The following is a 25,054-nucleotide window of genomic DNA, read 5'->3' on the forward strand; positions in this document are numbered from 1 at the left end:
CACAATGTGCACACCCTGGGCGTCGGATCGGGTCGGACTGGCTTGGATTGGGGATGTTTCCTTGACTTCCCAGTGTTTGCAAAGGCTGGAGTCCGGTTCGAGTCCCACCTCGGGCACGTTTTCCCATGTCAGAGGCGTTTTTTGCTTCTGATGTGTGTACATTTACCCTCCGCGTGTCCCTCTGAGACCGGCTGCGGAGCGTGTCTGGCGCCGCACGCGCCTATGAAAACTGTGTGGGTGGCGGGCTCAGGACCCTGGCGAGTAGGCCCTCCGTTTGCTGGGATGTGGGGCATTTGTGTTTCCTTTCCGGTTGCTGTGGCGGCCGTAGTTGGTCTGTCACGTATTCATGTCTCGCGGTTGCGCTGATGATATGACCTGGACGAGATTTCTTGAGACCCTTTCCCCGTCAGAACACGGCAGCAACGGCTCGATCCGGGACCACTGATCATCACTCAAAACAGAAGCTCGCGACACCCCTTAAGCATTCAAGCCAGCACCCCACCGATTTAGGAGACACGCCCTGGGCCCGGGAGCAGGAAATCGAGTTCGTCCATGCCGACAAATCTGGTGAAAAGGGCGCCCGCTGCGGTCACTTTGCGGCGGTGGTTCCGGAGGTTGCGAGGTCGATGCCACGGGTTTCCGGGAGGCCGAACGTGGCGAAGAGGCTCACCAGGCTCACGCCGGCCAGAAGCAGCCCGATGGCGGGACTTCCCAGGCTGGCGCCGAGCGATGCCGCCACCAGCGGTGTGATGCCGCCGCCGACGAGCGCTCCGAGGTTGTAGGCCATTCCGGCACCCGTGTAGCGGTAGCGGGTGGCGAAGAGCTCCGGCAGGAAGGCGCCCACCGGACCGTAGATTCCGGCGACGATCAGCAGCGTGCCGGACAGCCCGACTGCAAACGACCAGGTGGTGCCGATGTCGAGGATCGGGAAGAGCAGGAGCGACCAGGGGATCGCCACGACGCACGAGCCAATGATCACGGCTCGGCGGCCGATCCGGTCGGAGAGCATTGCGCTGCCAATAGTTCCTGCTGCGAAGAACATCGCGCCGACGATTCCCAGCGAGAGGATGGTGGGCCGGCTGTGGCCAAGGCCCTCGGCACTTGTGCCATAGCTGCTGAGAAAGGCTGTGCCGATGTAGAAGAAGGCAAAGAGCATCATGGTGGAGGCGCCGCCCAGGAGGATCTGGCGTGGCTGGTTTCGCACCGACTCCCACACGGGCAGCTTGCGGGGCCCGGCCGGGACGGCGCTCGAGTTGCTGGCCTCATTGAAGACCGGAGTCTCTTCGATCTTGAGGCGGATGTAGAGACCGATCATAACGAGCACTGCACTTCCGATGAAAGGAATGCGCCAGCCGTACGTGAGGAATGCCTCCGACTTGTCGCCGAGTGACAGATTGATGATGAGGAAGGTTGCACTCGCGAGGGCGAAGCCAATTGACGGGCCCAGTTGGGGGAAGGCTGCGAAGAGGCCCCGGTGTTTGGGCGGGGCGTACTCGGCGGCCATCAGTGCCGCGCCGGCCCATTCGCCGCCGACAGCGAATCCCTGAAGAAAGCGGAGAACAACGAGGATGATCGGCGCGGCGATCCCGATTACGCTGGCGTCGGGCAGCAGCCCGATAGTGACGGTCGCGATGCCCATGATGAGCAGTGTGCTGACGAGCGTTTTCTTGCGCCCCAGCCTGTCACCGAAGTGGCCGAACAGGACGGCACCAAGGGGGCGCGAGACGAAGGCCACGGCAAAGGTTCCGAATGAGGCGAGAGTGCCGGCGGCCGGGCCGAGCGCCGGGAAGAAGACCTGGGGGAAGACGAGGGCGGCAGCCGTACCGTAGATGAGGAAGTCGTAGAACTCGATGATGCTGCCCATCGAGCTGGCGACGGCGACCCTTGCCATCGAGGTGGGGCGCGGACTGGACTGGTTCGCAACCGGTGCGAGGCTTCCGAGCATGCGATATCTCCTTTGACATCGGTCGTCGAAACGAGGTTTGTTTCGACGCGAAGATGTCATCGTGCCAGCGCCGTGCGTTCGCCACCACCTCCCGATGGAGGTGTTTTCGCGCCACCGGTCAGGGCAAAAGGCGGAGCCGGCGTGCGGCCACAACGGCCTCCGCACGGCTGTGCGCGTCCAGTTTCGCCATGATCGACTGCATGTAGCTCTTCACGGTGACTGCCTTGAGTGAGAGCCGTTTGCCGGTTTCGGCATAGGAACAGCCGAGCGCCACTTGGGCGAGCACATCCGTCTCCCGTCGGGTGAGGTGCGGGACGCCGGCCGGCGCCGCGTCGGAGCCCTCGAGCCGTGCGGTCACGGCGAGGATGCGCTGGGCGAGCTCGGGATCAGTCGTGGTGCTGGCCACCGAGAGGAGCTCGGCATGCGCGAGCCGGACGGTCTCGATGAGGTTCCGGTCCGGTGGCTCCGCGGCCAGGCTTTGGACGACTCGGAGAATCGCGACCCGGTGGTCCACCTCGTCCCGAATGGCCAGTTCCCGCGAGATCCTCGAGGCGCCAGCGCTGAGTTCCGTCACCACGCACTCGCCGATCGATGTGCGCTCCCGCGTTGCCGCGTAGAGGACACACCGGGCGCGGCCGTCGACGAGGATGGGGAGCGCCACCATGGTCCGCAGCCCCTCGATGCGTACGGCGTCGTCGTGATGATGAGTGATGCTGTCGGAGTCGAAGTAATCGGCCACCCCGACCGTGCGCGCCTGGGAGAGGGCCCGCCCGCCCACGCCCTCGCCGGGCTGCACGCTGAGGTTCTTCAGACCGTGCGTCGTCGTGCCAAAGAACTCGGTGATGGTGAGCTCGGTGCGATTGACGAGGCCAGCGAAGAACACGGCTGAGCCAGTCCGGGCTGCGGTTTCCCGGATCGCCCGCTTCAGCAGGTCGCGGTCGCTCGGACGGTAGACGTCGTTGTCATGCCCTGTCATAGGGCCCTTCTCCGGTTAGATTGAGCAGCAGGATGGAGCAGCAAGATGGAGCAGCTGGATGGAGCAGGCTAGACGGAGCGGCCGTCGAGCTTGTCCTGGATGCGACGCGCCAGCTCAGCAGTGGGTGTAGAGCGGGGAAAGACGGCCACAACCAGGTCGTCCCCAGCCGGGACGGATGCGGGGTCGCCCTGCGGCAGTACCCCGAACATACGCCGCACCGCCAGCAGCTCGTGTTCCAGGTTCTGGAGGGAACCGCGGGCGGAGTCCAGCATCATTTCGCGCAGCACATAGTTATGGGTTGAGGTGACAGCAGCGGCGAATCGGATTGCATCAAGAGTTGATATGCCCGGCAGTGCCTGGCGAAGGTAGTCCGAGAAAAGCCGTTCATAGCGGGAGACCATGATCGTTTCCCGGTCCCGCAGCGCGGGCACCGCCTGCACCACGTGGTAGCGCTTTTGGGACAGCTTCCGGCGTTCGGAAAATTTCACGAAGACCAGCTCTGCGGCCTGGCACACAGCCTCCCAGGGATCGGGATGGCTGGCTGCCAGGTAGCCCGTCAGCTCGGCGAGCAGGGCTTCGTGGTCCGCAAAGATCACGTCTTCCTTGGCGCGGAACTGACGGAAGAAGGTGCTGCGGGAGATTCCGGCAGCGAGGGCAATATCGTCCACGCTGGTCGGGTCGTAGCCATTGTCGGTGAACAGATCCAGCGCGGCCTCGGCCACGCCGGAACGGAAATTAGCCACTGATGCCATCCCGGTACAGTAGCAGCGCGTCACCCTGTCCGCCGCCGCCGCAAAGCGCGACCGCGGATTTGCCACTCCCGCGCCGCATCAGTTCATGGACGGCCGAGACCACCAGCCGCGCTCCGGAGGCGCCGATCGGATGTCCGATGGCAATGGCACCGCCGTTGACGTTCACCTTGTCCAAACCGAGGCCCAGGGCCGCTGCGGAGTGCGCCACCACCGAGGCGAATGCCTCGTTGATCTCCACGAAGTCAAGGTTCCCTGCCGTCCAGCCAGCGCGGGCCAGGGCCGCGGCGATTGCCTGCGCCGGTTTGTCCGGCAGTGTTGTGTCGGGCCCGGCGATCTGCCCGGCGGGCCCGACGACGGCCAGCACCTCGAGCCCGTGGGCGTTGGCGTACGCGCGGGTCACCAGCACGACGGCGGCGGCGCCGTCGCTCAGCGGTGAAGCATTTCCGGCGGTGACTGTTCCCTCCGCGGTGAAGGCCGGCTTCAGCGCGGCCAGCACCTCCTGCGTGGATTGCGGGCGGACGCCCTCGTCATCGCTTACCAGTACGGGCGCGCCGCGCTTCTGCGGCACCGAAACAGGGACGATTTCGGCGCTGAATCTTCCCCCGGCCCGGGCCGCGGCTGCCCGCTGGTGGGACAGCGCCGCGATAGTGTCCTGCGCTTCGCGGGAGAGCTGAAGGTCCGCGTTGGCGCGGTCCGTGGCAATGCCCATGAGCTCCTGGTCAAAGGCATCCGTGAGCCCGTCATGGCCGGCCGAGTCCACGGCCGTGATGCCGCCGTAGAGGTAGCCGGCGCGCGAGCCGGTGAGCAGGTGCGGCGCCTGACTCATGGATTCCTGGCCGCCGGCGACCACCACATCCGCCTCGCCCAGTTTGAGCAGCCTGACGCCTTGGATGATGGCACTCAGCCCGGAGAGGCAGACCTTGTTGACGGTGACGGCGGGGGCGCTGAGCGGTATTCCTGCCGCGACGGCGCTTTGCCGCGCGGGGTTCTGGCCCGCGCCGGCCGTCAGGACCTGGCCCACAATGACCGCGTCGACGGACGCCGGTCCGATCCCGGAGCGTTCCAGGGCCGCGGCGATGGCCGCGGCGCCCAGCTGCACAGCGCTTTGTGATGCCAGCTGGCCCATCAGTTTTCCTTGAGGGGTGCGGGCCGCGCCCACAACAACTATGTCCTGGCTACTCATTTGGTGGGTTCCTTGCAGGGGACGGGGGTGCTGAGGTCCAGGGCACGTAGCCGCGACTTCAGGACTTTGCCGGTGGAGTTGTGGGGGAGCTCTTCGGGGAAAAGGATCCTGTCCGGAACCTTGAATCCTGAGAGCAGGCCCTTGACGTGCGAGCGGATCTCCTCGGCCGTGACCGAGCTGGAGCTGCTGCGGATGACAAAGGCCACCGGGCGTTCGCCCCATTTCTCGTGCGCGACGCCGATCACGGCCACGTTCAGCACTGCCGGGTGGCTCATGATGGCTTGCTCCACCTCAATTGTGGAGATGTTTTCTCCGCCGGAGATGATGATGTCCTTGGCCCGGTCTTTGAGCTGGATGTAGCCGTCGGGATGCATCACGCCGAGGTCGCCGGTATGGAACCAGCCGCCGCGGAAGGCGTCGGCCGTGGCTTCGGGATCCTTGAAGTAACCGAGCATCACGTTGTTACCCCGCAGCACGATTTCGCCCAGCGTTGCGCCGTCGGCCGGGACATCGAGCATGTCCAGGTCCACGATGCGCGCCGTCTCGGCCTGCAGCATCCCCACCCCCTGGCGGGAGATCTTGACGGCCCTGTCCTGGGCGGAAAGATCATCCCACTCGGTTTGATGCTCACAGATCGTGTACGGGCCGTACACCTCGGTCAACCCATAAACGTGGACCACGCTGATCCCGATTGACTCCAGGGACGTGATGATCGCGGGCGACGGCGGTGCGCCCGCCGTCGTGATGCGCAGCGGCACCTTCAGCTCGTGGGCCTGGGGTGCGCCGGCAATGATGCTGCAAACCGTGGGGGCGCCACAGAGGTTGGTGACTCCGAGAGTGTCGATGGCGTCCCAGACGGCGTCGGCGCGCACTGCTCGCAGGCAGATGTGGACGCCTGCGGCCGCCGTCACGGCCCAAGTGGTGCACCAACCGTTGCAGTGGAACATCGGAAGGGTCCAGAGGTAGCGCGTGTCGCCGGTGAAGTGATTGTGGAAGGTTTCCCCGAGCGAGTTCAGGTAGGCACCGCGATGCGAATACAGCACGCCCTTGGGCTTGCCCGTGGTGCCGGAGGTGTAGTTGAGCGTGATCGGGGCGCGTTCGTCCTCCACGCTCCACGGAAGATCTGCGTCCTGGTGTCCGGACGCGGCGAGGAAGTCTGCGTACTGCGTCGTGCCGATGCCTGCCGGGACCTCCGGATACGGGATGGTGCTGTCAGGCACTTCGATCACCTCAGCCAGTTGTGTCAGGCCCAGGTCCATTCCCGCCACGGTGGCCAGCAGTTCCGAATCGGCAAACAGCAGCCTGGCTTCGGAATGCTCCAGGATGTATTGGAGTTCCCGGGCGGACATCCGCGAGTTCAGGGCCACCAGGACGCCGCCGGCCATGGGGACGGCGTAATGGGCAATCAGCAGTTCCGGCACATTAGGACAAAGGAAGGCCACCCGGTCACCGGGCTGGATCCTGCTCTTGATCGCTTTGGCCAGCCCCTGGGCTTCGGCAGCGAAGTCCAGGTAAGTATAGGAGCGGTCACCGTGGATGATCGCCGTTTTCTGTCCGAACACCTCGGCGGAGCGCTGCAGGAACCGCAGGGGGCTCAGTGGGGTTTCATTGGGAAGCTCAATTGTGGTCATGGCGAATCCTTAGGCGAAGGCGCTTTGTCCGGTGACATCGCGGCCGATCAATAGGGTCTGAATGCTCTGCGTTCCTTCGTAGGTATGGATGGATTCAATGTCGAGAAGGTGCCGGATCACGTGGTTTTCCAGCAGGATGCCGTTGCCGCCCAACATGTCGCGGGCAATGGACGCCAGCTCGCGGGCCTTGCGGGTGTTGTGGTACTTCGCCATCGAGGCCTGGGTGGGGCGCATCTCGCCGGCCGCATCAAGCTCCGCGAGGTGGAAACAGTGCAGCTGCATGCTGGTCAGCTCCGAGAGCATGTACGCCAGTCGCTCCTGGACAAGTTGGAACTTTGCCAGCGGCTTGCCGAACTGTGTCCGCTGCGTGGCATAGTTCAACGCGGCTTCGTAGACGGCGGTGGCGTGGCCGAGAGCGGACCAGGCCACCCCCAAACGCGTGGCAACAAGGATTTCGGACGTGTCCTTGAAAGTGCGGGCACCGGGGAGAAGATTGGCCTTTGGAATGCGGACGTTGTTGAGCTTGATCCGGGCCTGGTGGATTGCGCGCAGCGAGGCCTTTCCAGTGATGGTTTCGGCCTCGTAACCCTCCCGGTCCTGTTCCACCAGCAAACCGCGGACATCGCCGTCGTCATCGCGTGCCCAGACCACCGTGACATCGCCTACGGAGCCGTTGCCGATCCACTTCTTCTCGCCATTGAGGACGTAGTCCTCCCCGTCGAGCGAGGCGGTGGTTTCCAGTGCCACGGAATCGGATCCGTGGTCCGGTTCCGTTAGGGCGAAGGCGCCGAGCTTTTCGCCGCGGGCCAGCGGACCGAGCCAGGTCCGGCGCTGGGTGTCGGAGCCAAAAAGGGCAATCGACCGCAGTACCAGGCCGCCCTGCACTGCGATGACAGTGCCCAGGGAACCGTCCCCGCGGGAGACCTCCATGTTGACCAGGCCGGCTGCCAGCGCGGACATGGGCTCCAGGCCCTGTACGTCAATGCCATCGGCCAGGAGGTTCATGGTGCCCATCCGCTTCGCCAGGTGGGCGGGGAACTCGGCCCGTTCCCAGTAGTCGTTCATCTGCGGCAGGGCCTCCGCGGTGAAATCCCGGGCACGCCTCCACGCTTCGCGGTCGGGTGCAGAAATGTTGGCGAAGACGGAGTAGTAGTCCGTGTCCAGCGGTTCAGCGACGTCATAGTCGGGCATGGGCTTACATCCTTTTTTGGGGAGGAACTGAGAAATGGCGCGGAGGTGGCGGCGCTTGTTTGAGGCGGGCCGCGCGGCCCGGGCTATCAGGCGAAGCCGGACCCGGGGTGGAAATCCCTACCCCACACACGCCGGGAGGCGCCGCTTTGGTCTAGCAGCGGGGTGAGGCCCCCCAGACGCTGGGGGAAGTTGGCGCCCAGCAGCATGCACAAATCCACTTCCGCCGGACCGGCCACCACTTTTTCGGCGAGCATCAGGCCCACCTCCTCGGCCAGGGCGTCAAGTATCCGTGCCCTGATGGCCTCCGCGTCCCGTGCCGGCACTGAACCTCCGGCATCGGCAGACGGCAGCAGGGCGGCCGCCTCGGGAAGCACCGTGCCGGACTTAGCCAGGTAGCCGCGCAGCCGGGCATCCGCAATGGCTGCCAGGCTGCTGCTGACATAAAACCGGTCAGGGTAGGCGGCGTGCATGGTCTCGCAGATGTGCAGCTGGACGGCGGGTCCGATGAAACCCAGCAGCGTCAGCGGAGTCATGGGTAGCCCGAGCGGGTCCAAAGTATGGTCCGCCAGTTCGATATCCGTCCCGTCATCAATGACCTGCAGCAGTTCGCAGAACAGCCGCGTCAGGATCCGGTTCACCACAAAGCCCGGCGTGTCCGTAACCAGGACCGCACGCTTGCCCAGAAGCCGGGCAAGCGAACACGCGGTGGCGACGCTGACGTCGTCGTTGTTTTCAGTGCTGATGATTTCCACGAGCGGCAGCACAGCCACCGGATTGAAGAAATGCAGTCCCACCAGGCGTTCCGGATGGGCCAGGCCGTGGCCCATCGCCGTCACGGAAAGGGACGACGTATTCGTCAGGAGCAGCGCATCAGTGCGCAGCAGGGGCTCGATCTCCGCGAGGACGGCGCGTTTGACGGCCAACTCCTCGAACACCGCCTCGATGACCACATCGCAGTCCTGGTACTCGCGCTTATCCACGGTGCCGCGGACAAGACTTCCCAAGTCGCGGGCCGCCGTTTCGCTGAGTTGCCCCCGGCTCACCAGCCTCTCCAAGTGCCCGGCGATCGAGCCAAGCGCGCCATCCACCTTTGCCTGGGAAAGATCCGTGATCAGGACAGGAACGCCGAGCTGTTTGGCAAAAACAAGGGCAAGCTGGCTCGCCATGAGCCCGGCCCCGATTACGCCAACACTTCGGACGGGGCGCGGATCGGCGCTGGGTGCGCCCGCCGGCCGCTGCCGCTGAGTGTCCAGTAGGGCCGCGGCATACGTCTGCGCCGATTTTCCGGGCGACTTGCGGTCGACGGCAGCGCCAGTGAGTGAGGCAGTTTCTACGACATTGTCAGGAACCATGTCACCGTTCTACATTGAAACTGAGTGTCAAGTCAACTGATACTCAGTTTCAGTAGGCGTTTGTGGCCTTGGTAAGGGCTGGGTTTGGCGCAATGATCTCCGAGATAGTTCCCTTTCTGTGCGCCTCAATTCGGGGCTGATGTCGCAGTAGTGCGAGACTAAATCGGGGCTATGCGAGACAATGGGAACGGCGGCCGCCACGTGCAACAGTGAGAGCAGTCACATTGGCCGGACGTCTGTTCAGCCGGTGTGGACTGTAAGTCTCAATGAGGAGGAACGATGGGTAACGAAGCCGAAACTCCGGAAGCAGCGGCGTCCGTGGACTTCGAACAGGTCCAGTCGACAGAGCGGTTCCAGGAACTGCGCAAACGTCACCGTAGCTTTGTTTTTCCCATGGCCATTGCATTCCTGCTCTGGTATTTCGCATACGTCCTGCTGGCTGACTACGCCGTCGAGTTTATGTCCACCAAAGTGTGGGGCAACATCAACATCGGCCTGATCCTGGGCCTGCTGCAGTTCGTCTCCACGTTCGCCATCACCGGCTGGTATGTCAGCTACTCCAACCGGAAACTGGACCCCATCGCCGCCGAAATCCGCCACGAAATCGAAGGCCACGAGTTCGACCAATCCGGTAACCGAGTGGATGGAGCGGCGCAGTGAGAGGGACCCGGTTCGTGTGTGAGAAGCCGTGTCTTACGGCTTGAGAGGCGGAATCCCGGCTTTTCCGGGAGGCTGTCATTTCGCCTTGGAGCCCCTCCATAGATGATGGGAGCGGTGGCTGCTTTCGGCATGCAGCACCAAGACGGGGCAGTCCGCGTGGGCAACACACGCAGAGCTCACGGAGCCGAGGTGCATGCCAAGGAAACCCCCGTGGCCCCGGCGTCCAACCACCAGCAATGAAGCGTCGGCCGCCGCTTCGACGAGCTTCGCCGCAGCCGGTCCGCGGACCAGTTGCGAGGTCATGCTTTCCGGAGTCTCCTCACCGAACGCCTTTTCCAAGGCGTCCGCAAGAGTCTTCGCCGCAGCCGCTTCAAACCGGGCGAAATCGGGTGGAACATATCCGGCGTAAATCTCTGGAAAATCCCAACAGGCAATAGCGACAATGGTGGCGTTCAGGGCCGGAGCCAGCTGTGCCCCCAGACGGAGCGCCTGGATGGACGATTCCGAACCGTCCACACCGACAAGAACCTTTGCTTCCGCATCCATGATCATTCTCCCTCGAAGGTGAATCCCCTGGTTGTTCCTAGTTTGCAGCTCCCATTAGCGGTAGCTGTGTGCCGAGCATATGCGCACCCGCAGGCGAACGGAACTGCCTACGGATGTTTCTCGGGTCTGTCCGGGAATCCGATGCTATTTAGGTCCAATCACCGAAGTAGCCGCATGGGCTAAAGCAGTGTCCACCGGTCCGTCCGAACCGTGTAACCACTCGCCTTATCGACAAATTTGCGGGAGCAGGAGCCTTGAGCTGCTATCCAGAGACCGGATGAGTCGGGCATGACATCTTCCCCCTGGAGAGCAAGGTGTGCAGCGTGGACGCATGCCTGTGATGGGACGTGAAGTGGGCAAGAAGGGGTGTGCACATTGTGCACGCCCTGGGCCCCTCCTTCTATCGCTGTGGGCTGATGTCGTTTCGTAGTTATTCATAGTGGGCCACGACTGGAGCTACATGACCGGGACGGTGCTGGGGGAGTGGTTGCCCTTGGCCCGTTGCTACGTAGAAACTCGAGGAACTGCCTGAGCCGGAGAAGCTTCCGCGGCTGCTGCCATAGCCCGTGGTTCCGCCGCCGCCCCTGGCAGAGCTGACGCTGCCCACGCCTGCGTTCAGGCCGGAGTTGAAGGCGGGAACAGAGAAGAAATAGTAGGACGGGTAGACGGTGCCGAGGATGCTGGGTTCGTAAGTCCCCTTACGGTGGCGGTCCGTGCCTTCCGACGCGTTCTCCATCTCCGTGCGCATGAGCTTTGCTTCGCGGTCGGTCTTGGTAAACCCTCGATCACGGTTTCTGCGTGGTTAATCAGGAGAACTGAAAGATGGCTCCGGCCGTCGCGCAACCGGTCCAAGGCAGTTTCCGGTGTGATCGTGCCGTCCGCGAGTTCTGCGGCCAGCGCTCGATCTCGGGCAGGCTCGCGTCACGGAAGGACCTGAGGTCCGCGGCGGTGGCGGAGTCACCTTGCCCGTGACGTTTGCTGAGCAGTTGCTCCACGCCCGCCAGATCGCTGCGGAAGGGGCGCCAGCTGCCGGTCCCAAGCTGAGGGCCAGGCAGTGAAATTGTTGAGCAACGCGTTGCTGTCGGCAATGACGTCGTCCAGGGCGTCCAGTTCCGCCGCCGCATCTGCGTACTCCCGCACCAGCTTGAGGTTCGACCGGCGGCCCAAGCCCGGCGGCCCACTTCTGCCCGTCGGGACTGATCCAGTCCGGGTGTTCCTCGCGGGCGAACCTGAGAACCTCCTCGTTCGGGTTGTCCGCGGCGCTCCCGTTATAGGTATACACAGCCACCTTGGTGGGCTCATGGAACTCGATCGCAGTGATGGCCGGGACGAGGGTGTTGCGGTCAAGAACTCCTGCCCGGTCGTCAACAACGACGACGTTGATCGGCGCGAGCCCGAGGGCTGCAGCGCAGCCGACAAGCAGCAGCGCAAACACTAAGAGCACAAGGAACTGGCCGCTTCCGTGAGGTAGGAATTGGCTGTAGCCGTATCGCCGTCGATGACCGCGGTGCTGTAACGCTGGACCACTCCCTGGGGTGTCGACCCGTCCAGTGCCTCTGTCTGGCCGCGTGTAAAAACGACTGCCAGTGCCACGATCACCAACAGCGCAATTGCGGAAAGGATGGCGATGAGAATCCGGTCGGGTTTTCTCGTCGCAGCGTTCATGCCGTCACTATGGCGCACCAGCAGCCCTTGTATGTGTCTTCCGGCCCTGAGCCGGCATTCTCACAGAATTTCGACCTGCTGCGGGGCACTGCGACCCAGCCGCAGCAGGAGGAAGCCAAGTTCAGCCATCCCCGGCGGCAAAGTAGGCGGCTTGGAGAATGCTGAAGGGCACGAACACCAGCTGTGTAAAAATCCAGATCAGGATCGACGGATGAGCCGAATGAATTTGGCGTTTCCTGTGCCTCGACTGCTCCTATGGGTCCTGCGAATACGTCTCAGGAGTAGGGTTTGCCCTAGTCGACGAAGGGGTCAACATGAGCTACAAATATCGAACCGTCCGCGTTCGCGGTACCGGGCTGGTTGGAACAATCGCCCGGAAGCATGGAAGCGGACCTGACATCTACGAAACGTCCAAAGACCCGAACACGTCAGTGGTTCCGGTGTTCTTCGAGGCAACTGGCGAGGTCCGTTTTTTCGACAGGTCAATGCTTGAGGACGTCGTGGCGCCTGTCAGTTAGCAGCGAAAGGACAGCAACGGTCATGGGTGTGGAAGCCTATCGGCACTTGGCTATGAAGCCAGAGCCGGTGGCGCGGTTCCACCCGCTGATCGACGGCAACAACGCACGGCGTGGGCTCTCCGTTAACGCCCACCGCCATGATTTGAGTACCGCTGTAGCTGAAGCTCGCGTCGCCGCGGCCGCGAACCGTGCGGTTGAGGCCGCCATAGCGGCATCTGCGCGAGGGTTGGGGGCTGGAAGACGGAATGCCCGAGGGTACGTTCAGCTGCCATCCTTGGCCGCGTAACCGAAATACAACGACGAAACTGTCTCAAAAACTTGACGTGCGCATGCTCTATGGAATGGGCAGATGAGGCACCAGCCAAGAGCGTCTCCCGACCACCTGAATTGTCTCGGGCCCTCTCCCTGGACAACGTCGGGTGGCCGCCAACCGCATACCCTAATAACCGACGGAAGTCACCTCCGCCTGTTCCACCGGACCGACGCGTAGACCACACTCCGGACTCGAGGGACGCATTCCGCCGGGTAACCTGCATCACCCGTCGCGTCAACAGGGCGTCTAGAACCAGCACGGGGCAGGAATATCTTACGAATGAAGCGCAAAGTTACGTGGACTGGTCGCCACGGTGACGGTCCGGGGTGCTTGGAAGGACAGGAGTCTGATCCAATCGGGCTGGTGGTCCTGCAGCTGCACGTCCGTCAGTGCAGTGGCAGTCTCCTGGACAACTATGGCGGCTTCCAGTTCGGCGAGCTTGGCGCCGAGGCAGCGGTGGATGCCGGAGCCAAAAACAAGGCCGTAGCCGGCGGATTTCCCGTGCCGGACCGCCTCCGAAGGCATGGACTGGCTCTCGAGTGCGGCCGGTGACGTGATGTGGTTGCCGCTCAGTTCGAGGAGAATTTCGGTGCCGGCAGGGATCAGATCTTCGCCGAGGTTCGTGTTGTGGGCTGCCACCCGGCGCCACGTGGGCACAGATGATTCCGTGGCCAGCACGTGCCGGACCATGGCCCCGGAGCCTGTTTCGGTGGCCGCGTCCTTCCAGCCCACGGGCGTGGACCCTTCCAGGAGCCGGAACAGGATGGTGCTGATCAGCTGTGTGGTGGTTTCCTGTCCGGCGATCAGCAGAAAGTAGCCCAGCGAACAGATCTCCGGCGTGGACAGACCGTGGTCGGCCAGGGATTTGAACAGGTTCCGGCCGGGGGCCGTCAGGGATTCCTTAACCAGCTTCCGCAGCCAGACGTAGAAGCCTGCGGCGCTGTGGGCCAGTTCGAGTTGCCGGTCCCCGTCGGGCCAGCCCCAGAACAGCTCCATGGAGTCAAGACCCCACCGCTTGAGGTCCGCAAGATCCCGGACGGGCAGTCCGAGGAGTTCGAGCATGACGACTGCTGGGGGAAAAGCCGCGACCGCCTGAACGAGGTCCACTTGGCCGGAAGAGTCGAGTTGGTCCGCGGCGTTCCGTGCCGCTTCCTGGGCCAGTTCCCGGATCCGTGGTTCCATGGCGGCGACTGTGGCGGGGGTGAAGAAGCCCGCCACGACCTTGCGGATCCCCGCGTGCGTGCCCGTGTCGTTGCTCGCCAGCACAGGCGGCAACGCAAAGCCCACGCGCTGCAGCACCCGCAGGGCCGGTCCTTCCAAGGGCGTGACCGCGACCAGGGCATTGCCGGGGCTGAAGTCGGCAGGACGGTGCAGTACCTCACGGACGGCGTCCGGGTTCCGCACGACGAGGTACGGGCACCGCGCCTGGCCGGCGCCGGCAGTCTGTCCCGGGGCCTCTGTCGCTGCCGGTCCCGCCGCCACCGGCGTCTCCGCGGGGCGGGCGGTGATCATCGCCGGGTTCATGCGGGCAGGCCGTTCAGCCAGGCAGTGGCTCCGGCACGGAAATCCGCCGGCGACAGATCCGCCGCCTGCTCGGGCAGGGTGCCGAGCAAGGGCACCCCCAGCGATCCGAGCACGTGCCGGTTGCTGTGGTGCACAACGTCCGGGAAGAGTGGCCAGCTGCCGAGCACCACCCCAAGGACCTGCAGGTCCCGCGCGTCCAGCGCTTCGAGCGTCAGCGCGGTGTGGTTCAGGGTGCCGAGGGCCGGCCGGGCGACGAGCACAAAAGCGGCCGCCAGGAGTGATCCGAGGTCCGCCAGGGTGCCGCCGTCGGAATCCAGCTCCACCAGCAGGCCGCCCGCGCCCTCAACCAGGACGTGGTCGTGGGACGCTGCGAGCTCGTGGACCTTCTGGGCGTGCGCAGCCAGCGTTGGGAGCGGCGTTCCGTCGAGGGCTGCTGCGGCGACGGGGGCCAGCGGCTGCTGCAGGACGACCCCGGTTTCTGCTGTCACGGCGCCGGCGAGCCGGACAATTTCGGCGGCGTCGGAATCGCCGTCGGCTGCTCCTGACTGGCACGGTTTGTAAACTGCGACGCTGCGCCCCGTCCCGTGGAGGACGGCGGCGAGGGCCGCCGTCGTGATGGTTTTTCCGACGCCGGTGTCCGTACCGGTGACCAGGATGATGCCGGGCAGGTTCATGGAAGTTCCTCCAAAATGCCACGCAGCACTGCGCAGCTGTCTTCGATTTCCGCGGGGGTAAGGGTGGCACGGGCGGTGAGCCGCAGCCGTGAAATCCCGTCCGGAACGGACGGTGGGCGGAAGCAGCCGATCCGGACGCCGGCAGTCCGTGCCGCCTCGGCAGCTGCCAGGGCTGATGCGGCGGACGGCATAGCGATGGACTGGACGGCCCCCGCCGTTTGCTCGACGGCGGCCCGGTCGGCCGCTGTCTGCTCGACGGCGGCGCCGCGGGCTGCAAGGGCAGGGCCAAGCCCGGCGGCCACCGCTGCCGCGTTGCTTCCGACGGATCCGGCCCGCCACGGCTCCTCCCGGATGATCCGCACCGCCGCGAGGGCTGCGGCGGCGGAGGAGGGCGCGAGCCCGGTGTCGAAGATGAAGCTGCGTGCCCGGTTGAGCAGGTGTTCCCGCAGCAGGGCGGATCCCAGGACGGCTCCGCCCTGGCTGCCCAGGGCCTTGGACAGCGTCGCGGTCACGATCACGTTCGGATGCCCGGCGAGTGCGGTGCCGGCCACCGAGCCGCGGCCCTGGAAGGTGCCGGTGCCGGTGACGCCGAGGCTGTGCGCTTCGTCGATGAGCAGCACGGCGTCGTGTTCCTCGGCCAGGGCCAGCAGGGCGGCGAGCGGGGCTTCGTCGCCGAGGACGCTGTAGAGGGATTCGACGGCGATCAGTGCGCGCGGTTCCGGCCGGCTGGCAAGCAGGCGGCCGGCCTCCTCCACGCTGTTATGGGTGAACGATTCGGTGCGGGAGCGGCTGAGCCTGAATCCGTCGATCATGGAGGCGTGGCAGTGTTCGTCCGCGACGATCAGAGTCCCGGGGCCCCCGAGCGCCGTGATCACGCCGATGTTGGCCAGGTAGCCGGAGGAGAACACCAGCGCCGTTTCCATCCCCGCCAGCATGGCCAGTTCCTGCTCGAGGTCCAGATGCAGCCGTGTGGTTCCGGCCACCAGGCGCGAGGACGTGGCGCCGGCGCCCCACACCGAAGCGGCGGCCGCAGCAGCCCCGGCAACCCGAGGGTCCGCCGCGAGGCCAAGGTAGTCGTTGCTAGCAAGGTCGATGAACTGCTCGTCCGCGGCTCGGGGGAGCGGGCGGCGGACCAGGCCCCGGCGCTCCCGGACCGCGGCCTGCCGCTCGAGCCACTGGATCATGGAGCTGCTCATGCCGCGCCTCCCGCCCGTGCCGGGACGCACTCATGTACGACGCGCCCGTGCACTTCGGCGACGGCCGCCGTCATCCCCGAGGTGATCTGCTCAATGTCCGCCGAGGTGCTGATGTACGGGGGCATGGTGTAGACGAGGTTCCGGAACGGCCGGATCCAGACGCCGTGCCGGATGGCCGCAGCGGTGACCGCCGTAACGTCGACGGCGTCGTGCAGTTCTATGACTCCGACGGCGCCGATGGTGCGGACATCCCGGACGGCCTCAAAGTCCAGGGCGGGGGCGAGCCCGGACACAAGGCCGGCGTTGATCCGCGCGACGTCGGCCCGCCAGTTGCCTCCGTCGATGATGCGGAGGCTGGCGTTGGCAACCGCACACGCCAGCGGGTTGCCCATGAAGGTGGGGCCGTGCAGCAGCGCACCGGCCTGGCCGGTGGAGACTGTCTCGGCCACGTCTGCCGTGCAGAGCATGGCGGCCAGCGTCAGGTACCCGCCGGTCAGGGCTTTGCCCACGCACATGATGTCCGGTACGACGCCGGCATGATCGGCCGCGAACAGCTCACCTGTGCGCCCGAAACCGGTGGCGATCTCATCGAAGATGAGCAGCAGGCCATGCCGGTCCGCCACCTGCCGCAGCACGGCCAGGCATTCGGCAGGGTAAGAGTGCATGCCGCCGGCACCCTGCAGGACCGGTTCGACGATGATCGCGGCCAGCTCCCCGGAATGCGCAGCCGCGATGTCCCCGAGCTCGGATGCCCACGCCTGAACGGACTCGGGCGTGGTTGACGACGCCGCCGGGGGACGGGGCGCAAACACGTTGCCGGCCAGCAGGCCCGGGAACGCGGAGTGCATCCCGTCCACGGGATCACAGACCCCCATCGCCGCGAACGTATCGCCGTGGTACCCGCCGCGGATGCTCAGGAACCGCTGCCTCTGCGGGTGCCCTGATGCGGTCTGGAACTGCACGGCCAGCTTCAGTGCAACCTCCACGGCAACCGAACCCGAGTCCGCGAGGAACACCCGCTCCAAACCCGGCCGTCCTGGTAAGGAAGGGGCCATGTCCACCAGCCGCTCGGCCAGTTCCACCGCCGGGGCGTGCGTGAGTCCGCCGAACATCACATGGCTGAAACTCTCCAGCTGTTTATGGGCGGCGGCGTCCAGCACCGGGTTGCGGTAGCCGTGAATCACGGACCACCACGAGGACATCGCATCAACCACCTCGTGGCGTGCGCCGTCCTCGGCCCGAAGCCGCAGCCGCACGCCGTCGGCCGCCTCGACCTCCCACAGCGGAAGGTCCGGGGACGCCGGCGCGTAGGGGTGCCAAAGCCTGGCGCGGTCCCGCTGGATCAGGCCCGGCTGCGCCTCGCCACTCATCGTGCGAGCACCCCGTGGCGGGAGCATTCCGCCGACCAGCTCAACGGAGTCACCTGGACTTTCATGCGGCGCCGGCAGGCGGCGCAGTACCGCGGCGGTTCCATCGCGAGATGCTCACCGCAGCGGCGGTGAACGTCCGACGCCGGGCTGTCGCCGCCGTCGGAAGGTTCACCGCAGTGCCCGCAGAACTCAGCCGTGGTTGCGGTTGCTGGATCGCCGGTGGTTAAGCTCGTCGAGGCTGGGGCCACGACCGCAGGGTTCCCTGGCCGAGCTTGCGGGGTTAGGGGGCGGTTGGGGATCATAGTGTCTTCTGGAGTTCCTTGATGGGCATGTTCAGCTCGACGAGCAGGTTCAGGTCGGCGTCTGCCGGGCGGCCCAGGGTGGTCAGGTAGTTGCCGACAATGACGGCGTTGATGCCGCCCATGAGGCCTGCCTTGGTTCCGAGGTCGCCGAGGGTCAGCTCCCGTCCGCCGGCGTAGCGGAGCACGGTGCGGGGCATCGCCAGCCGGAACGCGGCGATGGCGCGGAGGGCGTCCTTGCCGTCCATGATGCCCTGGTTTTCCAGCGGGGTTCCGGGGCGGGGGTTGAGGAAGTTCAGCGGGACTTCGTGGGGTTCGAGGGCCGCGAGCTGGGCGGCGAGTTCCGCGCGTTGTTCCAGGGATTCGCCCATGCCGATCAGGGCGCCGCAGCACAGTTCCATGCCGGCGGCCTTGACCATGTTGCAGGTGTCGAGGCGCTCCTCGTAGCTGTGGGTGGTGACGACTTCGGGGAAGTAGCTGCGGGCGGTTTCGAGGTTGTGGTTGTAGCGGTGGACGCCCCAGCTGGCGAGCTGGTCCACCTGCCGCTGTGTCAGCATGCCCAACGAGCAGGCGATGTTGATGTCCACTGCTTCGTTGATCCGGTCGATGGCGAACTTGATCTGGTTCATGAGCTTGATGTCCGGACCGCGCACGGCGGCGACGATGCAGAATTCGGTGGCTCCCGTTGCGGCGGTCTCCTTGGCGGCCTTGACCAGCTCAGGAATGTCGAGCCAGACGCCGCGGACGGGCGAGTCGAACAGGCCGGACTGGCTGCAGAAGTGGCAGTCCTCGGGGCAGCCACCGGTCTTGATGGAGATGATGCCCTCCACCTCGACATCCTCGCCGCAGTGCCTGAGCCGCACCTCGTGGGCCAGTTGCAGGGCTGCGGGCAGATCCTGGTCCGGCAGCCTGAGGATTTCCACCAGCTGGCTTTCGGAGAGTCCGATGCCCTGCTCCAGAACCTGCTTCCGGGCGGTCTCGAGGATGGGGCCGGGGTTGGCCTGGAGCTCTGGCTGCATCGTCATCGATAGTCCTTTGGGGGTGCATAGCTGCGGATAATGCCTCGGAAGAAACGCTAGTTCCCAGTTACAAGCGAGATTTTGTCGGGTTCCAACAACGTGGTGAACCTGAAATTAGAAGGACCAATACCCAAGCGAGGGGACGTTGGACGGAATGTCTTGACTACCTGCAGCCGGGCAATGTGGTGATGGTGGCCGATCTGTCCAGGCTGGACCGTAGCATCGCTGACCGGCTGACATCGCGACAGTGCTCCGCCAGCGGGGGATAAGTTCCGTTCCCTTGCTGAGCGGTGGTTGGATATCCTCAGCGCGCACGGCACGCTCATCTTCGACACGTTCGCTTCCCTCGCTGAGTACGAGCGTCATCACTGACAGCGCTGTCAATGGAAGGAATAATCGTGGAGTCTGCCAGCCGTGAACGCCGCCCAGCGGCTGTTTCGATGTCCGACGTCGCTCGACTTGCCGGCGTCTCCTTGAAGACTGTTTCCAGGGTGGTCAATGATGAACCGCATGTCAGCATCAGCGTCCGCGATGTTGTCCGAGTTGCCATTGAGGAGCTCGGACACCAGCCGAACGGGTCGGCGCGGGCGCTCGCAAGCAAGAGGACCCGCCGCATCGGGATGATTGCTGCCAGCACGGCGCTCTCCGGCCCGTCCGCCATTTTGGACGGCGTGGAGAAAGCGGTCCGGCAGCAAGGCTACTCGTTGGCCATCGTGCGCACGCAGCCCGACGAGGGCTACGATATCCAGCACGCGATTGCCCAGCTCATAAGCAGGGGATCGACGGCCTGATTCTCTCCGAACCCGTGGATACCTACGACCTGGGAATTCACGCCCCGGCGGGTGTTCCGCTTTTGAGTATCGATTTCCCGGACAGCAGGCACAGTGCCGAGGAAATCGTCGTCGGACCTGACGAAGTGGACGGGGCGCGCCAGGCGGTCAGGCACCTCCTGTCGCTGGGCCATCGCACTGTTCATCACGTTGCCGGCGATCCGTCGTGGGCAGCAGCCCGGCAGCGCGTGCGGGGGTGGCAGGAAACCCTCGAGGCAGAGGGGCGCCCGCCGTCGAGCCCGTTTATGGTGACTGGACGCCGGCGTCAGGCTACGCCCAGATGCTCCGGCTCCTTGAAGCAGAAAAGCCAACAGCAGTATTTGTGGCCAATGACAAGATGGCGGTCGGGGCGATCCACGCAGTGGAACGCTCAGGCCTGTCGGTCCCCGGCGATGTCAGCGTTATCGGCTTCGATGACGCGGACGCCTCCGCCTTCCTTCACACGCCGCTCACCACCGTGCGGGCGGATTTCCAGGAAACCGCGCAGGGGCGTGGAGCGTCTTGTCCAGGCCCCTGAAGGCCGGGATGAGAGCCCCAGGCATTTCACCCTCCCGGTGGAACTCGTGATCCGCGAGTCCGCTGGACCTCCCGCAGGCCACCCCTGACCGGGCCTCACCGGCACCCCGCACCACCTTGACCTATCACCGACCCTCCGCGCTATCCTGGCTTGGACCGCCGAAGTCTGTGAGACGCTGCCTGTCGTAACCGATAGCTGCCGAGGACCCGCCGCGTCGGCCGCAGTCATGGACCAGGCCTTGATACCTAACCGCGCGGACGGACGACGGCGGGCCCGCCCCCGCATTGCTACAGTGAGCCCATGAGCATGGCTAGCGGTGAACAAAACCCGCCGGACGCCAAGGCAGGTGCCCTGCCGGACGGCCCAGCCGGCGTCGGTCCGGCTGGTGTTGCGCCCGCAAATAGGACAGTCCGGAATCCTGCTTCCCGGCCCTCTATCGCGCCGCCTGTCCGGCTGCCTCAGCGGCTGCCCGCCTGGCTTGTCCGGAATCCGCTCCATGCAGGCTGGGCGTGGACGGGTTTCTGGGCGTTGCTGATCATCGTTGACGAATTCGTGGACCTGGCTGGCTGGACCTGGTACGTGCTTGTGGGGATGGCTGCCCTGCCCACACTGGCCTGCACAGTGGCCGTGCTCCATGCGACCCCGCGCCGGTACCTCAAGCCCCAGAAAGAATCGGTGCTCGCGCACTTCTTTGTCCGGTTCCTCGCGCTGACGGCTGCGTTCATGGTGTGGGGACTCTCTGTGGTGGCTAGCGCCTCGATTTCCACAACGGTGCAGGCACTGGCCGGGAACTCCGAGCGAGCCGTGACGTCGTTGGGGTTCAACCTGCTCCTGGCGGCGGTTCCCCTGGTTGTCTCGGTGTTGTGGATGGCGCTTATTGTGCGCTGTGCGTGGTTCCTGCGCCGTCTCCGCGGCTGGCGCCAGAACCCGCAAGATTCGCGGCTGCCCAAGAGATTCCTGCGGCATTCGCCCCAACTCCGGCGCGTTGTGGTGGGTCTCGCCCACCCCGGCCTGCTTCTGGTGGCTGGGCTTGGCACGTCGGTTCTGGCACTCTTCCTCGGCGCCGCAGAACTCACGCTCAACGTGATTGCCTGAGGAGTGCCGCTGGCACCACAAGGCAGGAACCTGCTGCGCGTTGAGCAGCGCAACTCTGCAGTACGCGTGGAGTGGAAGCCGGAGTGGATCAAGACGACGGTCCAACAGTTCTAGCCAACTGGAGTCGAGCCGAACCCGCCGTTCCAGGGAGGCCAACTTGAAATCAACCCTGGATACGGCTCGCCGGGTTTTCCACACTCCGCGGCCCCCTATCTGGGTGGCCTTACGGCTGACTCGGATGGCGCACCCAGCGTTGTGGAAAATTCCATGGCGACTTTGGCGGCGAGGGCTCCTGCCTGTTCGAGATGACGGCCGAATCGCTGTTTGGGGGCGCTGACGTTGAAGGCGGCAACAATTCGCTGCTTGAAGTCGTACACCGGTGCTGAGACGCCGACAACGCCAAGCTCGAATTCTTCATCCACGACGGCATATCCGCGCCGCCGAATGAGGGCGATCTCTTGGCAAAGGTCATTAAACGACTTGATTTTGGACGGAATGTGTCCAGTTGCCGGCCCCTGACCTGCCTCCAGCGCCAGGGGCGACAGTTCCTGCTGTGGCGCTCCTCGCTCACCCGCGATCTTGGCCTCGTGTGTGTCATACCAGTCACGGAGAGCGGTGCGGTCCCAGTCGCTGACGAGAACCCTGCCGGCGGAGGTTCCCCAAGCGTCGACGCTGACGCCTTCCCATCCCAGGGCGCGGTAAGTGTGGTTGGACATCTCGCTCTTGAGTGTCAGCACCGTTCCGCCGCGCAGCACGCACAGGTGCGTCGTTTCATGCGTCGCGGCCGACACACGTTTCAAGAAGGGGGCTGCGGCGGCCACCATGCGAGCTTCGGCCGTTCTGGCGGCCAAGGCATAGAGCCCGTATCCGAGGCTGTAGAGCAGGCTCTCAGGATCACGATTCACCAAGCCGGCTTCAGCAAGCGTGGCCAAGGTGCGGGAAACCTGGGCCTTGTCACGGCCGGCAATTTCGGCGACCTTGCTCACGCCCAGGCCCGAGGCGGCGGCGGCCTCGGGTGAACCGAGGATTTCCAGCAGTTCCAGGTCGCGCCTGAGCCCAGAGGAGTTGCGGCGCGCGGGGCGGGCAGTCGTTTCAGGGGCGCCGTTTGCACCGTTCAAAGAGTCAGTCACATGATGACCATAACAACACTGCGTTGACATATCAACAACTTGCATTGCGCAAAAGGGAACTGCGGATCTACGGTTGTGGCATGGCTCACGCAGATGTAAGCCACGATCCTTGACCCGACGAAGTGAAAAGGAGGATCACGTTGAACGACTCGTTCATCTCGGACTTCGGAACGTTCCTCACGAAGAGATCGGCAGACATCGCCGAATCCGCCACCGAGCACCTTGTGGTCGTTTTGGTTTCCCTGCTGATCGCCACGGTAGTCGGTGTCGGCATCGGAGTGCTTGTCTGGGACAAGCCGATTTTCCGCTCGGTCGCCATTGCCGGAGCGGGCGTGGGCCTGACCATCCCGTCCATGGCCTTGCTGGCAATCCTTATCCCGGTCCTTGGACTTGGCTGGACGCCCACGGTGGTGGGTCTCGCGTTCTACGCACTGCTCCCCATCATCCGTAACACCGTGGTGGGGCTGCGTGAAGTACCGCCCGCCGTGTCTGAATCCGCCCTAGGCATGGGCATGGGCAGGGTCAAAACCCTCTTCCGCGTCCAGCTGCCCATGGCCTGGCCCGTTGTCCTCACCGGTGTGCGGGTTTCCGCGCAGCTTTCCATGGGAATCGCCGCCATTGCGGCCTACGTTGGTGGCCCCGGCCTGGGCGAAATGATCTTCAAGGGCCTGTCCAGCCTCGGCTCCAAGAACGCCCTCAATTTCGCGATCGTCGGCACAGTCGGCGTGATCGTCCTTGCACTCCTGCTGGATGGAGCGTTTGTGCTCATCCGCCGCCTCACTACCTCAAGGGGACTTCGTGTCTGAACCAATCTCCCGTCCGGCCGCCGGCGCCCGGATCGTCCTGAAAGACGTTACCAAGACCTACCCGGGCCAGGCAGGCCCCGCCGTCGACTCCTTCTCCATGGACATTGCGCCCGGCGAGCTGATCATGTTCGTGGGACCGTCCGGCTGCGGCAAGACCACCACCATGAAGATGATCAACCGCATCATCGAGCCCACGTCCGGGTCCATCACCATCGACGGCGAAGACATCCTGTCCCTGAACCCGAACGAACTCCGTCGCCGGATCGGCTACGTGATCCAGCAGATCGGGCTGTTCCCGCACATGACGATTGCCGAGAACATCTCCGTGGTCCCCAGGCTGCTCGGCTGGGACAGGAACAAGACCCAGGCCCGCGTCGAAGAGCTCCTCTCCGTCGTCGAACTCGACCCCAAAACGTACGCGTCCCGCTACCCCAGGCAGCTCTCGGGCGGCCAGCAGCAGCGCGTCGGTGTGGCGCGTGCCCTCGCCGCCGATCCTCCCGTCATGCTCATGGACGAGCCCTTCGGCGCCACGGACCCCATCACGCGTGAAAAACTGCAGACCGAATTCCTGCGGCTGCAGGAAAAACTGAGCAAAACCATCGTTTTTGTCACCCACGACTTCGATGAGGCAGTCCGGCTCGGGGACCGGATCGCCGTGCTTTCCGAACGCTCCCAGATCGAGCAGTTCGACACTCCGGCGAACATCCTGGCCAACCCCGCCAACGATTACGTCTCCCAGTTTGTGGGCCACGGCGCCGCCCTGAAACGCCTCGGCCTCATCCCCGTCCATCAGGCGGCCCTGGGACCCAACGTCCCCGTCCGCGGAGCCATTGAAGTCAGCATCAACGACTCCCTCCGTGACGCCCTAGATTCCCTGGTCCTCTCCGGCGGAACACCGGTGGCAGTGGTCAACGGGCAGGGCCGCGTGGTGGGCTCCATTGACATCGAGCGAATCTCGGCCGTTCTGGGCGCCGAAATCCCTGCGCTCACCCGTGGAAGCCTGGGCGGTGAGCCCCTGACCGGCGGAGTCCTTGCAGCCGGGGGCAGGCCATGACGGCCCAGGCAACCCGGGACCTGTCCACAGCGTTCGGAACAGCGTCCAACCGCCGCGGAAGATACTTTTCTTTCAAGCGGTTCGGCACCCCGATCGTTATTGCCGCGGCACTGCTGGCCCTCTTCCTGTGGATATCCTCCCTCTCGCTGGACTCCATCGAGCTGCGGACCCTGAACTGGCAATACCTGCAGGACCGGACATCCGAGCACCTGAGGCTGACCGTGGTTGCCTCGGCGATCGTGGCCGCGATCGCCATCCCCGCCGGCATCGCCCTGAGCCGGGTTCATTCAAAAGCCGTGCACGCCGTCGTCTTCGGAATCGCCAACATCGGCCAGTCCACGCCGGCCATCGGACTCGTGATCCTGCTCGCCATCGTGTGGAAACTCGGTTTCGAAGTGGCACTCGTGGGACTGGTGGCCTACTCCATCCTCCCTGTCCTGCGGAACACCCTCGTGGGCCTGGAACAGGTCGATTCAAGCCTTACCGAAGCCGCCCGGGGAATGGGCATGCGCCCGCTGCAGGTCCTCACCCGGATCGAACTGCCGCTGGCCATCCCCGTGATCGTGGCCGGGCTGCGCACCGCCCTGGTCTTCTGTGTGGGCGTTGCCACCGTTGCCACTTTCATCAACGCCGGCGGCCTGGGCGACATGATCGTCAACGGCCTCAAACTCCAGCGCTGGCCGGTCCTGATCACCGGCGCCGTGGTGGTCTCCTGCATCGCCCTCACCATCGACTGGCTTGCCGGCCTCGCCGAGGACCTCCTCAAGCCCAAAGGCACCTGACCCTTGCTTCCCATCACAACAAAGGA

The 25,054-nt window shown here is 64.8% G+C and carries 27 protein-coding genes and 3 pseudogenes; 11 read left to right on the top strand and 19 right to left on the bottom strand.

From position 1 onward, the window contains the following. Positions 1 to 589: 589 nt before the first annotated feature. The 7 genes from CXR02_RS07085 to CXR02_RS07115 form a co-directional block, all read right to left on the bottom strand. Complete coding sequence (locus CXR02_RS07085; RefSeq protein WP_104061332.1) at positions 590 to 1,945, bottom strand: MFS transporter; 1,356 nt, start codon at positions 1,943 to 1,945, stop codon at positions 590 to 592. Positions 1,946 to 2,063: 118 nt separating this feature from the next. Then, on the bottom strand, positions 2,064 to 2,921 hold the full coding sequence (locus CXR02_RS07090; RefSeq protein ID WP_104061333.1) for a LuxR C-terminal-related transcriptional regulator: 858 nt from the start codon (positions 2,919 to 2,921) through the stop codon (positions 2,064 to 2,066). A gap of 68 nt (positions 2,922 to 2,989) precedes the next feature. Further along, entirely contained in the window at positions 2,990 to 3,673 is a 684-nt protein-coding gene (locus tag CXR02_RS07095) for a TetR/AcrR family transcriptional regulator (RefSeq protein ID WP_104061334.1), read from the bottom strand. Beyond that, entirely contained in the window at positions 3,657 to 4,856 is a 1,200-nt protein-coding gene (locus CXR02_RS07100; protein ID WP_104061335.1) for an acetyl-CoA C-acyltransferase, read from the bottom strand. Before CXR02_RS07100 ends, CXR02_RS07095 begins: the two co-directional genes overlap by 17 nt. Further along, positions 4,853 to 6,487: an AMP-binding protein gene (locus CXR02_RS07105; protein ID WP_104061336.1), complete on the bottom strand. Its 1,635-nt coding sequence runs from the start codon at positions 6,485 to 6,487 to the stop codon at positions 4,853 to 4,855. Before CXR02_RS07105 ends, CXR02_RS07100 begins: the two co-directional genes overlap by 4 nt. A 9-nt stretch (positions 6,488 to 6,496) precedes the next feature. Beyond that, positions 6,497 to 7,678, bottom strand: coding sequence for an acyl-CoA dehydrogenase family protein (locus CXR02_RS07110; RefSeq protein WP_104061337.1), 1,182 nt, complete (start codon positions 7,676 to 7,678; stop codon positions 6,497 to 6,499). Between the two features lie 86 nt (positions 7,679 to 7,764). Beyond that, entirely contained in the window at positions 7,765 to 9,030 is a 1,266-nt protein-coding gene (locus tag CXR02_RS07115; RefSeq protein ID WP_104061338.1) for a 3-hydroxyacyl-CoA dehydrogenase family protein, read from the bottom strand. Positions 9,031 to 9,309: 279 nt separating this feature from the next. Here CXR02_RS07115 and CXR02_RS07120 point away from each other — a divergent pair, with 279 nt between their 5' ends. Beyond that, a complete protein-coding gene (locus CXR02_RS07120) occupies positions 9,310 to 9,690 on the top strand; it encodes a DUF485 domain-containing protein (RefSeq protein WP_104061339.1) in 381 nt (126 codons plus the stop codon). Between the two features lie 75 nt (positions 9,691 to 9,765). On the opposite strand, the gene CXR02_RS07125 is transcribed toward CXR02_RS07120, so the two are convergent. The 5 genes and pseudogenes from CXR02_RS07125 to CXR02_RS22850 form a co-directional block, all read right to left on the bottom strand. After that, entirely contained in the window at positions 9,766 to 10,236 is a 471-nt protein-coding gene (locus CXR02_RS07125) for a universal stress protein (RefSeq protein ID WP_104061502.1), read from the bottom strand. Between the two features lie 430 nt (positions 10,237 to 10,666). Beyond that, positions 10,667 to 10,984 carry a hypothetical protein gene (locus CXR02_RS22835; protein ID WP_258060849.1) on the bottom strand — a complete coding sequence of 106 codons (318 nt, stop codon included), beginning with the start codon at positions 10,982 to 10,984 and terminating at the stop codon, positions 10,667 to 10,669. A gap of 58 nt (positions 10,985 to 11,042) precedes the next feature. Beyond that, positions 11,043 to 11,231, bottom strand: a complete 189-nt coding sequence (locus tag CXR02_RS22840; RefSeq protein ID WP_258060850.1) for a DUF5129 domain-containing protein — start codon at positions 11,229 to 11,231, stop codon at positions 11,043 to 11,045. Continuing rightward, a complete protein-coding gene (locus CXR02_RS22845) occupies positions 11,194 to 11,376 on the bottom strand; it encodes a DUF5129 domain-containing protein (protein ID WP_258060851.1) in 183 nt (60 codons plus the stop codon). The genes CXR02_RS22840 and CXR02_RS22845 overlap by 38 nt, the downstream gene beginning before the upstream one ends. Positions 11,377 to 11,461: 85 nt before the next feature. Continuing rightward, a pseudogene (locus tag CXR02_RS22850) lies at positions 11,462 to 11,557 on the bottom strand (DUF5129 domain-containing protein); the annotation flags it as partial. Between CXR02_RS22850 and CXR02_RS22855 the strand changes: the two are divergent. Further along, positions 11,537 to 11,674, top strand: coding sequence for a hypothetical protein (locus CXR02_RS22855; RefSeq protein WP_258060852.1), 138 nt, complete (start codon positions 11,537 to 11,539; stop codon positions 11,672 to 11,674). The pseudogene CXR02_RS22850 and the gene CXR02_RS22855 sit on opposite strands and share 21 nt — an antisense overlap. On the opposite strand, the gene CXR02_RS07135 is transcribed toward CXR02_RS22855, so the two are convergent. Next, complete coding sequence (locus CXR02_RS07135) at positions 11,671 to 11,901, bottom strand: hypothetical protein (RefSeq protein WP_104061340.1); 231 nt, start codon at positions 11,899 to 11,901, stop codon at positions 11,671 to 11,673. The two genes, CXR02_RS22855 and CXR02_RS07135, sit on opposite strands and share 4 nt — an antisense overlap. A gap of 314 nt (positions 11,902 to 12,215) precedes the next feature. On the opposite strand from CXR02_RS07135, the gene CXR02_RS07140 reads away from it, so the two are divergent. After that, positions 12,216 to 12,419 carry a hypothetical protein gene (locus CXR02_RS07140; RefSeq protein WP_104061341.1) on the top strand — a complete coding sequence of 68 codons (204 nt, stop codon included), beginning with the start codon at positions 12,216 to 12,218 and terminating at the stop codon, positions 12,417 to 12,419. Positions 12,420 to 13,005: 586 nt separating this feature from the next. On the opposite strand, the gene CXR02_RS07145 is transcribed toward CXR02_RS07140, so the two are convergent. The 5 genes from CXR02_RS07145 to bioB all read right to left on the bottom strand — a co-directional run bounded on the left by CXR02_RS07145 (position 13,006) and on the right by bioB (position 18,820). Beyond that, the gene (locus CXR02_RS07145) at positions 13,006 to 14,256 is read right to left on the bottom strand and encodes a cytochrome P450 (protein WP_258060853.1); all 1,251 of its coding nucleotides are present in this window, start codon (positions 14,254 to 14,256) and stop codon (positions 13,006 to 13,008) included. Then, entirely contained in the window at positions 14,253 to 14,930 is a 678-nt protein-coding gene (gene bioD, locus CXR02_RS07150) for a dethiobiotin synthase (protein WP_104061343.1), read from the bottom strand. The genes CXR02_RS07145 and bioD overlap by 4 nt, the downstream gene beginning before the upstream one ends. Further along, positions 14,927 to 16,126, bottom strand: a complete 1,200-nt coding sequence (locus tag CXR02_RS07155) for an 8-amino-7-oxononanoate synthase (RefSeq protein WP_258060854.1) — start codon at positions 16,124 to 16,126, stop codon at positions 14,927 to 14,929. The genes bioD and CXR02_RS07155 overlap by 4 nt, the downstream gene beginning before the upstream one ends. Continuing rightward, the gene (locus CXR02_RS07160; RefSeq protein WP_104061344.1) at positions 16,123 to 17,496 is read right to left on the bottom strand and encodes an adenosylmethionine--8-amino-7-oxononanoate transaminase; all 1,374 of its coding nucleotides are present in this window, start codon (positions 17,494 to 17,496) and stop codon (positions 16,123 to 16,125) included. Before CXR02_RS07160 ends, CXR02_RS07155 begins: the two co-directional genes overlap by 4 nt. Positions 17,497 to 17,794: 298 nt before the next feature. Then, positions 17,795 to 18,820 (bottom strand): biotin synthase BioB, encoded by a 1,026-nt coding sequence (gene bioB, locus CXR02_RS07170; RefSeq protein ID WP_258060855.1) that lies wholly within the window; start codon positions 18,818 to 18,820, stop codon positions 17,795 to 17,797. Positions 18,821 to 19,212: 392 nt separating this feature from the next. On the opposite strand from bioB, the gene CXR02_RS07180 reads away from it, so the two are divergent. The 5 genes and pseudogenes from CXR02_RS07180 to CXR02_RS22860 form a co-directional block, all read left to right on the top strand. Next, positions 19,213 to 19,605, top strand: coding sequence for a LacI family DNA-binding transcriptional regulator (locus CXR02_RS07180; protein WP_181037151.1), 393 nt, complete (start codon positions 19,213 to 19,215; stop codon positions 19,603 to 19,605). Between the two features lie 14 nt (positions 19,606 to 19,619). After that, positions 19,620 to 19,844 (top strand): annotated as a pseudogene (locus tag CXR02_RS23255) (hypothetical protein); the annotation flags it as partial. Then, complete coding sequence (locus CXR02_RS22570; protein ID WP_146072484.1) at positions 19,841 to 20,161, top strand: substrate-binding domain-containing protein; 321 nt, start codon at positions 19,841 to 19,843, stop codon at positions 20,159 to 20,161. The pseudogene CXR02_RS23255 and the gene CXR02_RS22570, both read left to right, overlap by 4 nt. Before the next feature lie 300 nt (positions 20,162 to 20,461). Further along, entirely contained in the window at positions 20,462 to 21,256 is a 795-nt protein-coding gene (locus CXR02_RS07190; RefSeq protein ID WP_258060856.1) for a hypothetical protein, read from the top strand. A 3-nt stretch (positions 21,257 to 21,259) separates the two neighbouring features. Beyond that, positions 21,260 to 21,361 (top strand): annotated as a pseudogene (locus CXR02_RS22860) (lipoyl synthase); the annotation flags it as partial. Between the two features lie 104 nt (positions 21,362 to 21,465). On the opposite strand, the gene CXR02_RS07200 reads toward CXR02_RS22860, so the two are convergent. After that, positions 21,466 to 22,386, bottom strand: coding sequence for an IclR family transcriptional regulator (locus CXR02_RS07200; protein WP_258060857.1), 921 nt, complete (start codon positions 22,384 to 22,386; stop codon positions 21,466 to 21,468). Positions 22,387 to 22,526: 140 nt separating this feature from the next. Between CXR02_RS07200 and CXR02_RS07205 the strand changes: the two genes are divergently transcribed. The 3 genes from CXR02_RS07205 to CXR02_RS07215 are packed head-to-tail and all read left to right on the top strand — an operon-like array spanning position 22,527 to position 25,028. Further along, complete coding sequence (locus CXR02_RS07205) at positions 22,527 to 23,192, top strand: ABC transporter permease (protein ID WP_219816392.1); 666 nt, start codon at positions 22,527 to 22,529, stop codon at positions 23,190 to 23,192. Then, the gene (locus CXR02_RS07210; RefSeq protein ID WP_104061349.1) at positions 23,185 to 24,246 is read left to right on the top strand and encodes an ABC transporter ATP-binding protein; all 1,062 of its coding nucleotides are present in this window, start codon (positions 23,185 to 23,187) and stop codon (positions 24,244 to 24,246) included. Before CXR02_RS07205 ends, CXR02_RS07210 begins: the two co-directional genes overlap by 8 nt. Next, positions 24,243 to 25,028: an ABC transporter permease gene (locus CXR02_RS07215; protein ID WP_104061350.1), complete on the top strand. Its 786-nt coding sequence runs from the start codon at positions 24,243 to 24,245 to the stop codon at positions 25,026 to 25,028. The genes CXR02_RS07210 and CXR02_RS07215 overlap by 4 nt, the downstream gene beginning before the upstream one ends. Positions 25,029 to 25,054: the final 26 nt, after the last annotated feature.

Source organism: Arthrobacter sp. 4R501, assembly GCF_002929755.1.
Taxonomy (GTDB): Bacteria; Actinomycetota; Actinomycetes; order Actinomycetales; family Micrococcaceae; genus Arthrobacter.

What these genes read in the sequence shown, in the direction of transcription:
- CXR02_RS07190 (WP_258060856.1), top strand. Translation starts at nt 20,462, where the DNA reads ATGAGCATGGCTAGCGGTGAACAAAACCCGCCGGACGCCAAGGCAGGT.
- CXR02_RS07215 (WP_104061350.1), top strand. Translation starts at nt 24,243, where the DNA reads ATGACGGCCCAGGCAACCCGGGACCTGTCCACAGCGTTCGGAACAGCG.
- CXR02_RS07140 (WP_104061341.1), top strand. Translation starts at nt 12,216, where the DNA reads ATGAGCTACAAATATCGAACCGTCCGCGTTCGCGGTACCGGGCTGGTT.
- CXR02_RS07105 (WP_104061336.1), bottom strand. Translation starts at nt 6,487, where the DNA reads ATGACCACAATTGAGCTTCCCAATGAAACCCCACTGAGCCCCCTGCGG.
- CXR02_RS07090 (WP_104061333.1), bottom strand. Translation starts at nt 2,921, where the DNA reads ATGACAGGGCATGACAACGACGTCTACCGTCCGAGCGACCGCGACCTG.
- CXR02_RS07125 (WP_104061502.1), bottom strand. Translation starts at nt 10,236, where the DNA reads ATGGATGCGGAAGCAAAGGTTCTTGTCGGTGTGGACGGTTCGGAATCG.
- CXR02_RS07155 (WP_258060854.1), bottom strand. Translation starts at nt 16,126, where the DNA reads ATGAGCAGCTCCATGATCCAGTGGCTCGAGCGGCAGGCCGCGGTCCGG.
- CXR02_RS07145 (WP_258060853.1), bottom strand. Translation starts at nt 14,256, where the DNA reads ATGAACCCGGCGATGATCACCGCCCGCCCCGCGGAGACGCCGGTGGCG.
- CXR02_RS07085 (WP_104061332.1), bottom strand. Translation starts at nt 1,945, where the DNA reads ATGCTCGGAAGCCTCGCACCGGTTGCGAACCAGTCCAGTCCGCGCCCC.
- CXR02_RS07120 (WP_104061339.1), top strand. Translation starts at nt 9,310, where the DNA reads ATGGGTAACGAAGCCGAAACTCCGGAAGCAGCGGCGTCCGTGGACTTC.
- bioB (WP_258060855.1), bottom strand. Translation starts at nt 18,820, where the DNA reads ATGACGATGCAGCCAGAGCTCCAGGCCAACCCCGGCCCCATCCTCGAG.
- CXR02_RS07110 (WP_104061337.1), bottom strand. Translation starts at nt 7,678, where the DNA reads ATGCCCGACTATGACGTCGCTGAACCGCTGGACACGGACTACTACTCC.
- CXR02_RS07135 (WP_104061340.1), bottom strand. Translation starts at nt 11,901, where the DNA reads ATGAACGCTGCGACGAGAAAACCCGACCGGATTCTCATCGCCATCCTT.
- CXR02_RS07095 (WP_104061334.1), bottom strand. Translation starts at nt 3,673, where the DNA reads ATGGCATCAGTGGCTAATTTCCGTTCCGGCGTGGCCGAGGCCGCGCTG.
- CXR02_RS22835 (WP_258060849.1), bottom strand. Translation starts at nt 10,984, where the DNA reads ATGCGCACGGAGATGGAGAACGCGTCGGAAGGCACGGACCGCCACCGT.
- CXR02_RS07115 (WP_104061338.1), bottom strand. Translation starts at nt 9,030, where the DNA reads ATGGTTCCTGACAATGTCGTAGAAACTGCCTCACTCACTGGCGCTGCC.
- CXR02_RS07160 (WP_104061344.1), bottom strand. Translation starts at nt 17,496, where the DNA reads ATGAGTGGCGAGGCGCAGCCGGGCCTGATCCAGCGGGACCGCGCCAGG.
- CXR02_RS22855 (WP_258060852.1), top strand. Translation starts at nt 11,537, where the DNA reads ATGGAACTCGATCGCAGTGATGGCCGGGACGAGGGTGTTGCGGTCAAG.
- bioD (WP_104061343.1), bottom strand. Translation starts at nt 14,930, where the DNA reads ATGAACCTGCCCGGCATCATCCTGGTCACCGGTACGGACACCGGCGTC.
- CXR02_RS07100 (WP_104061335.1), bottom strand. Translation starts at nt 4,856, where the DNA reads ATGAGTAGCCAGGACATAGTTGTTGTGGGCGCGGCCCGCACCCCTCAA.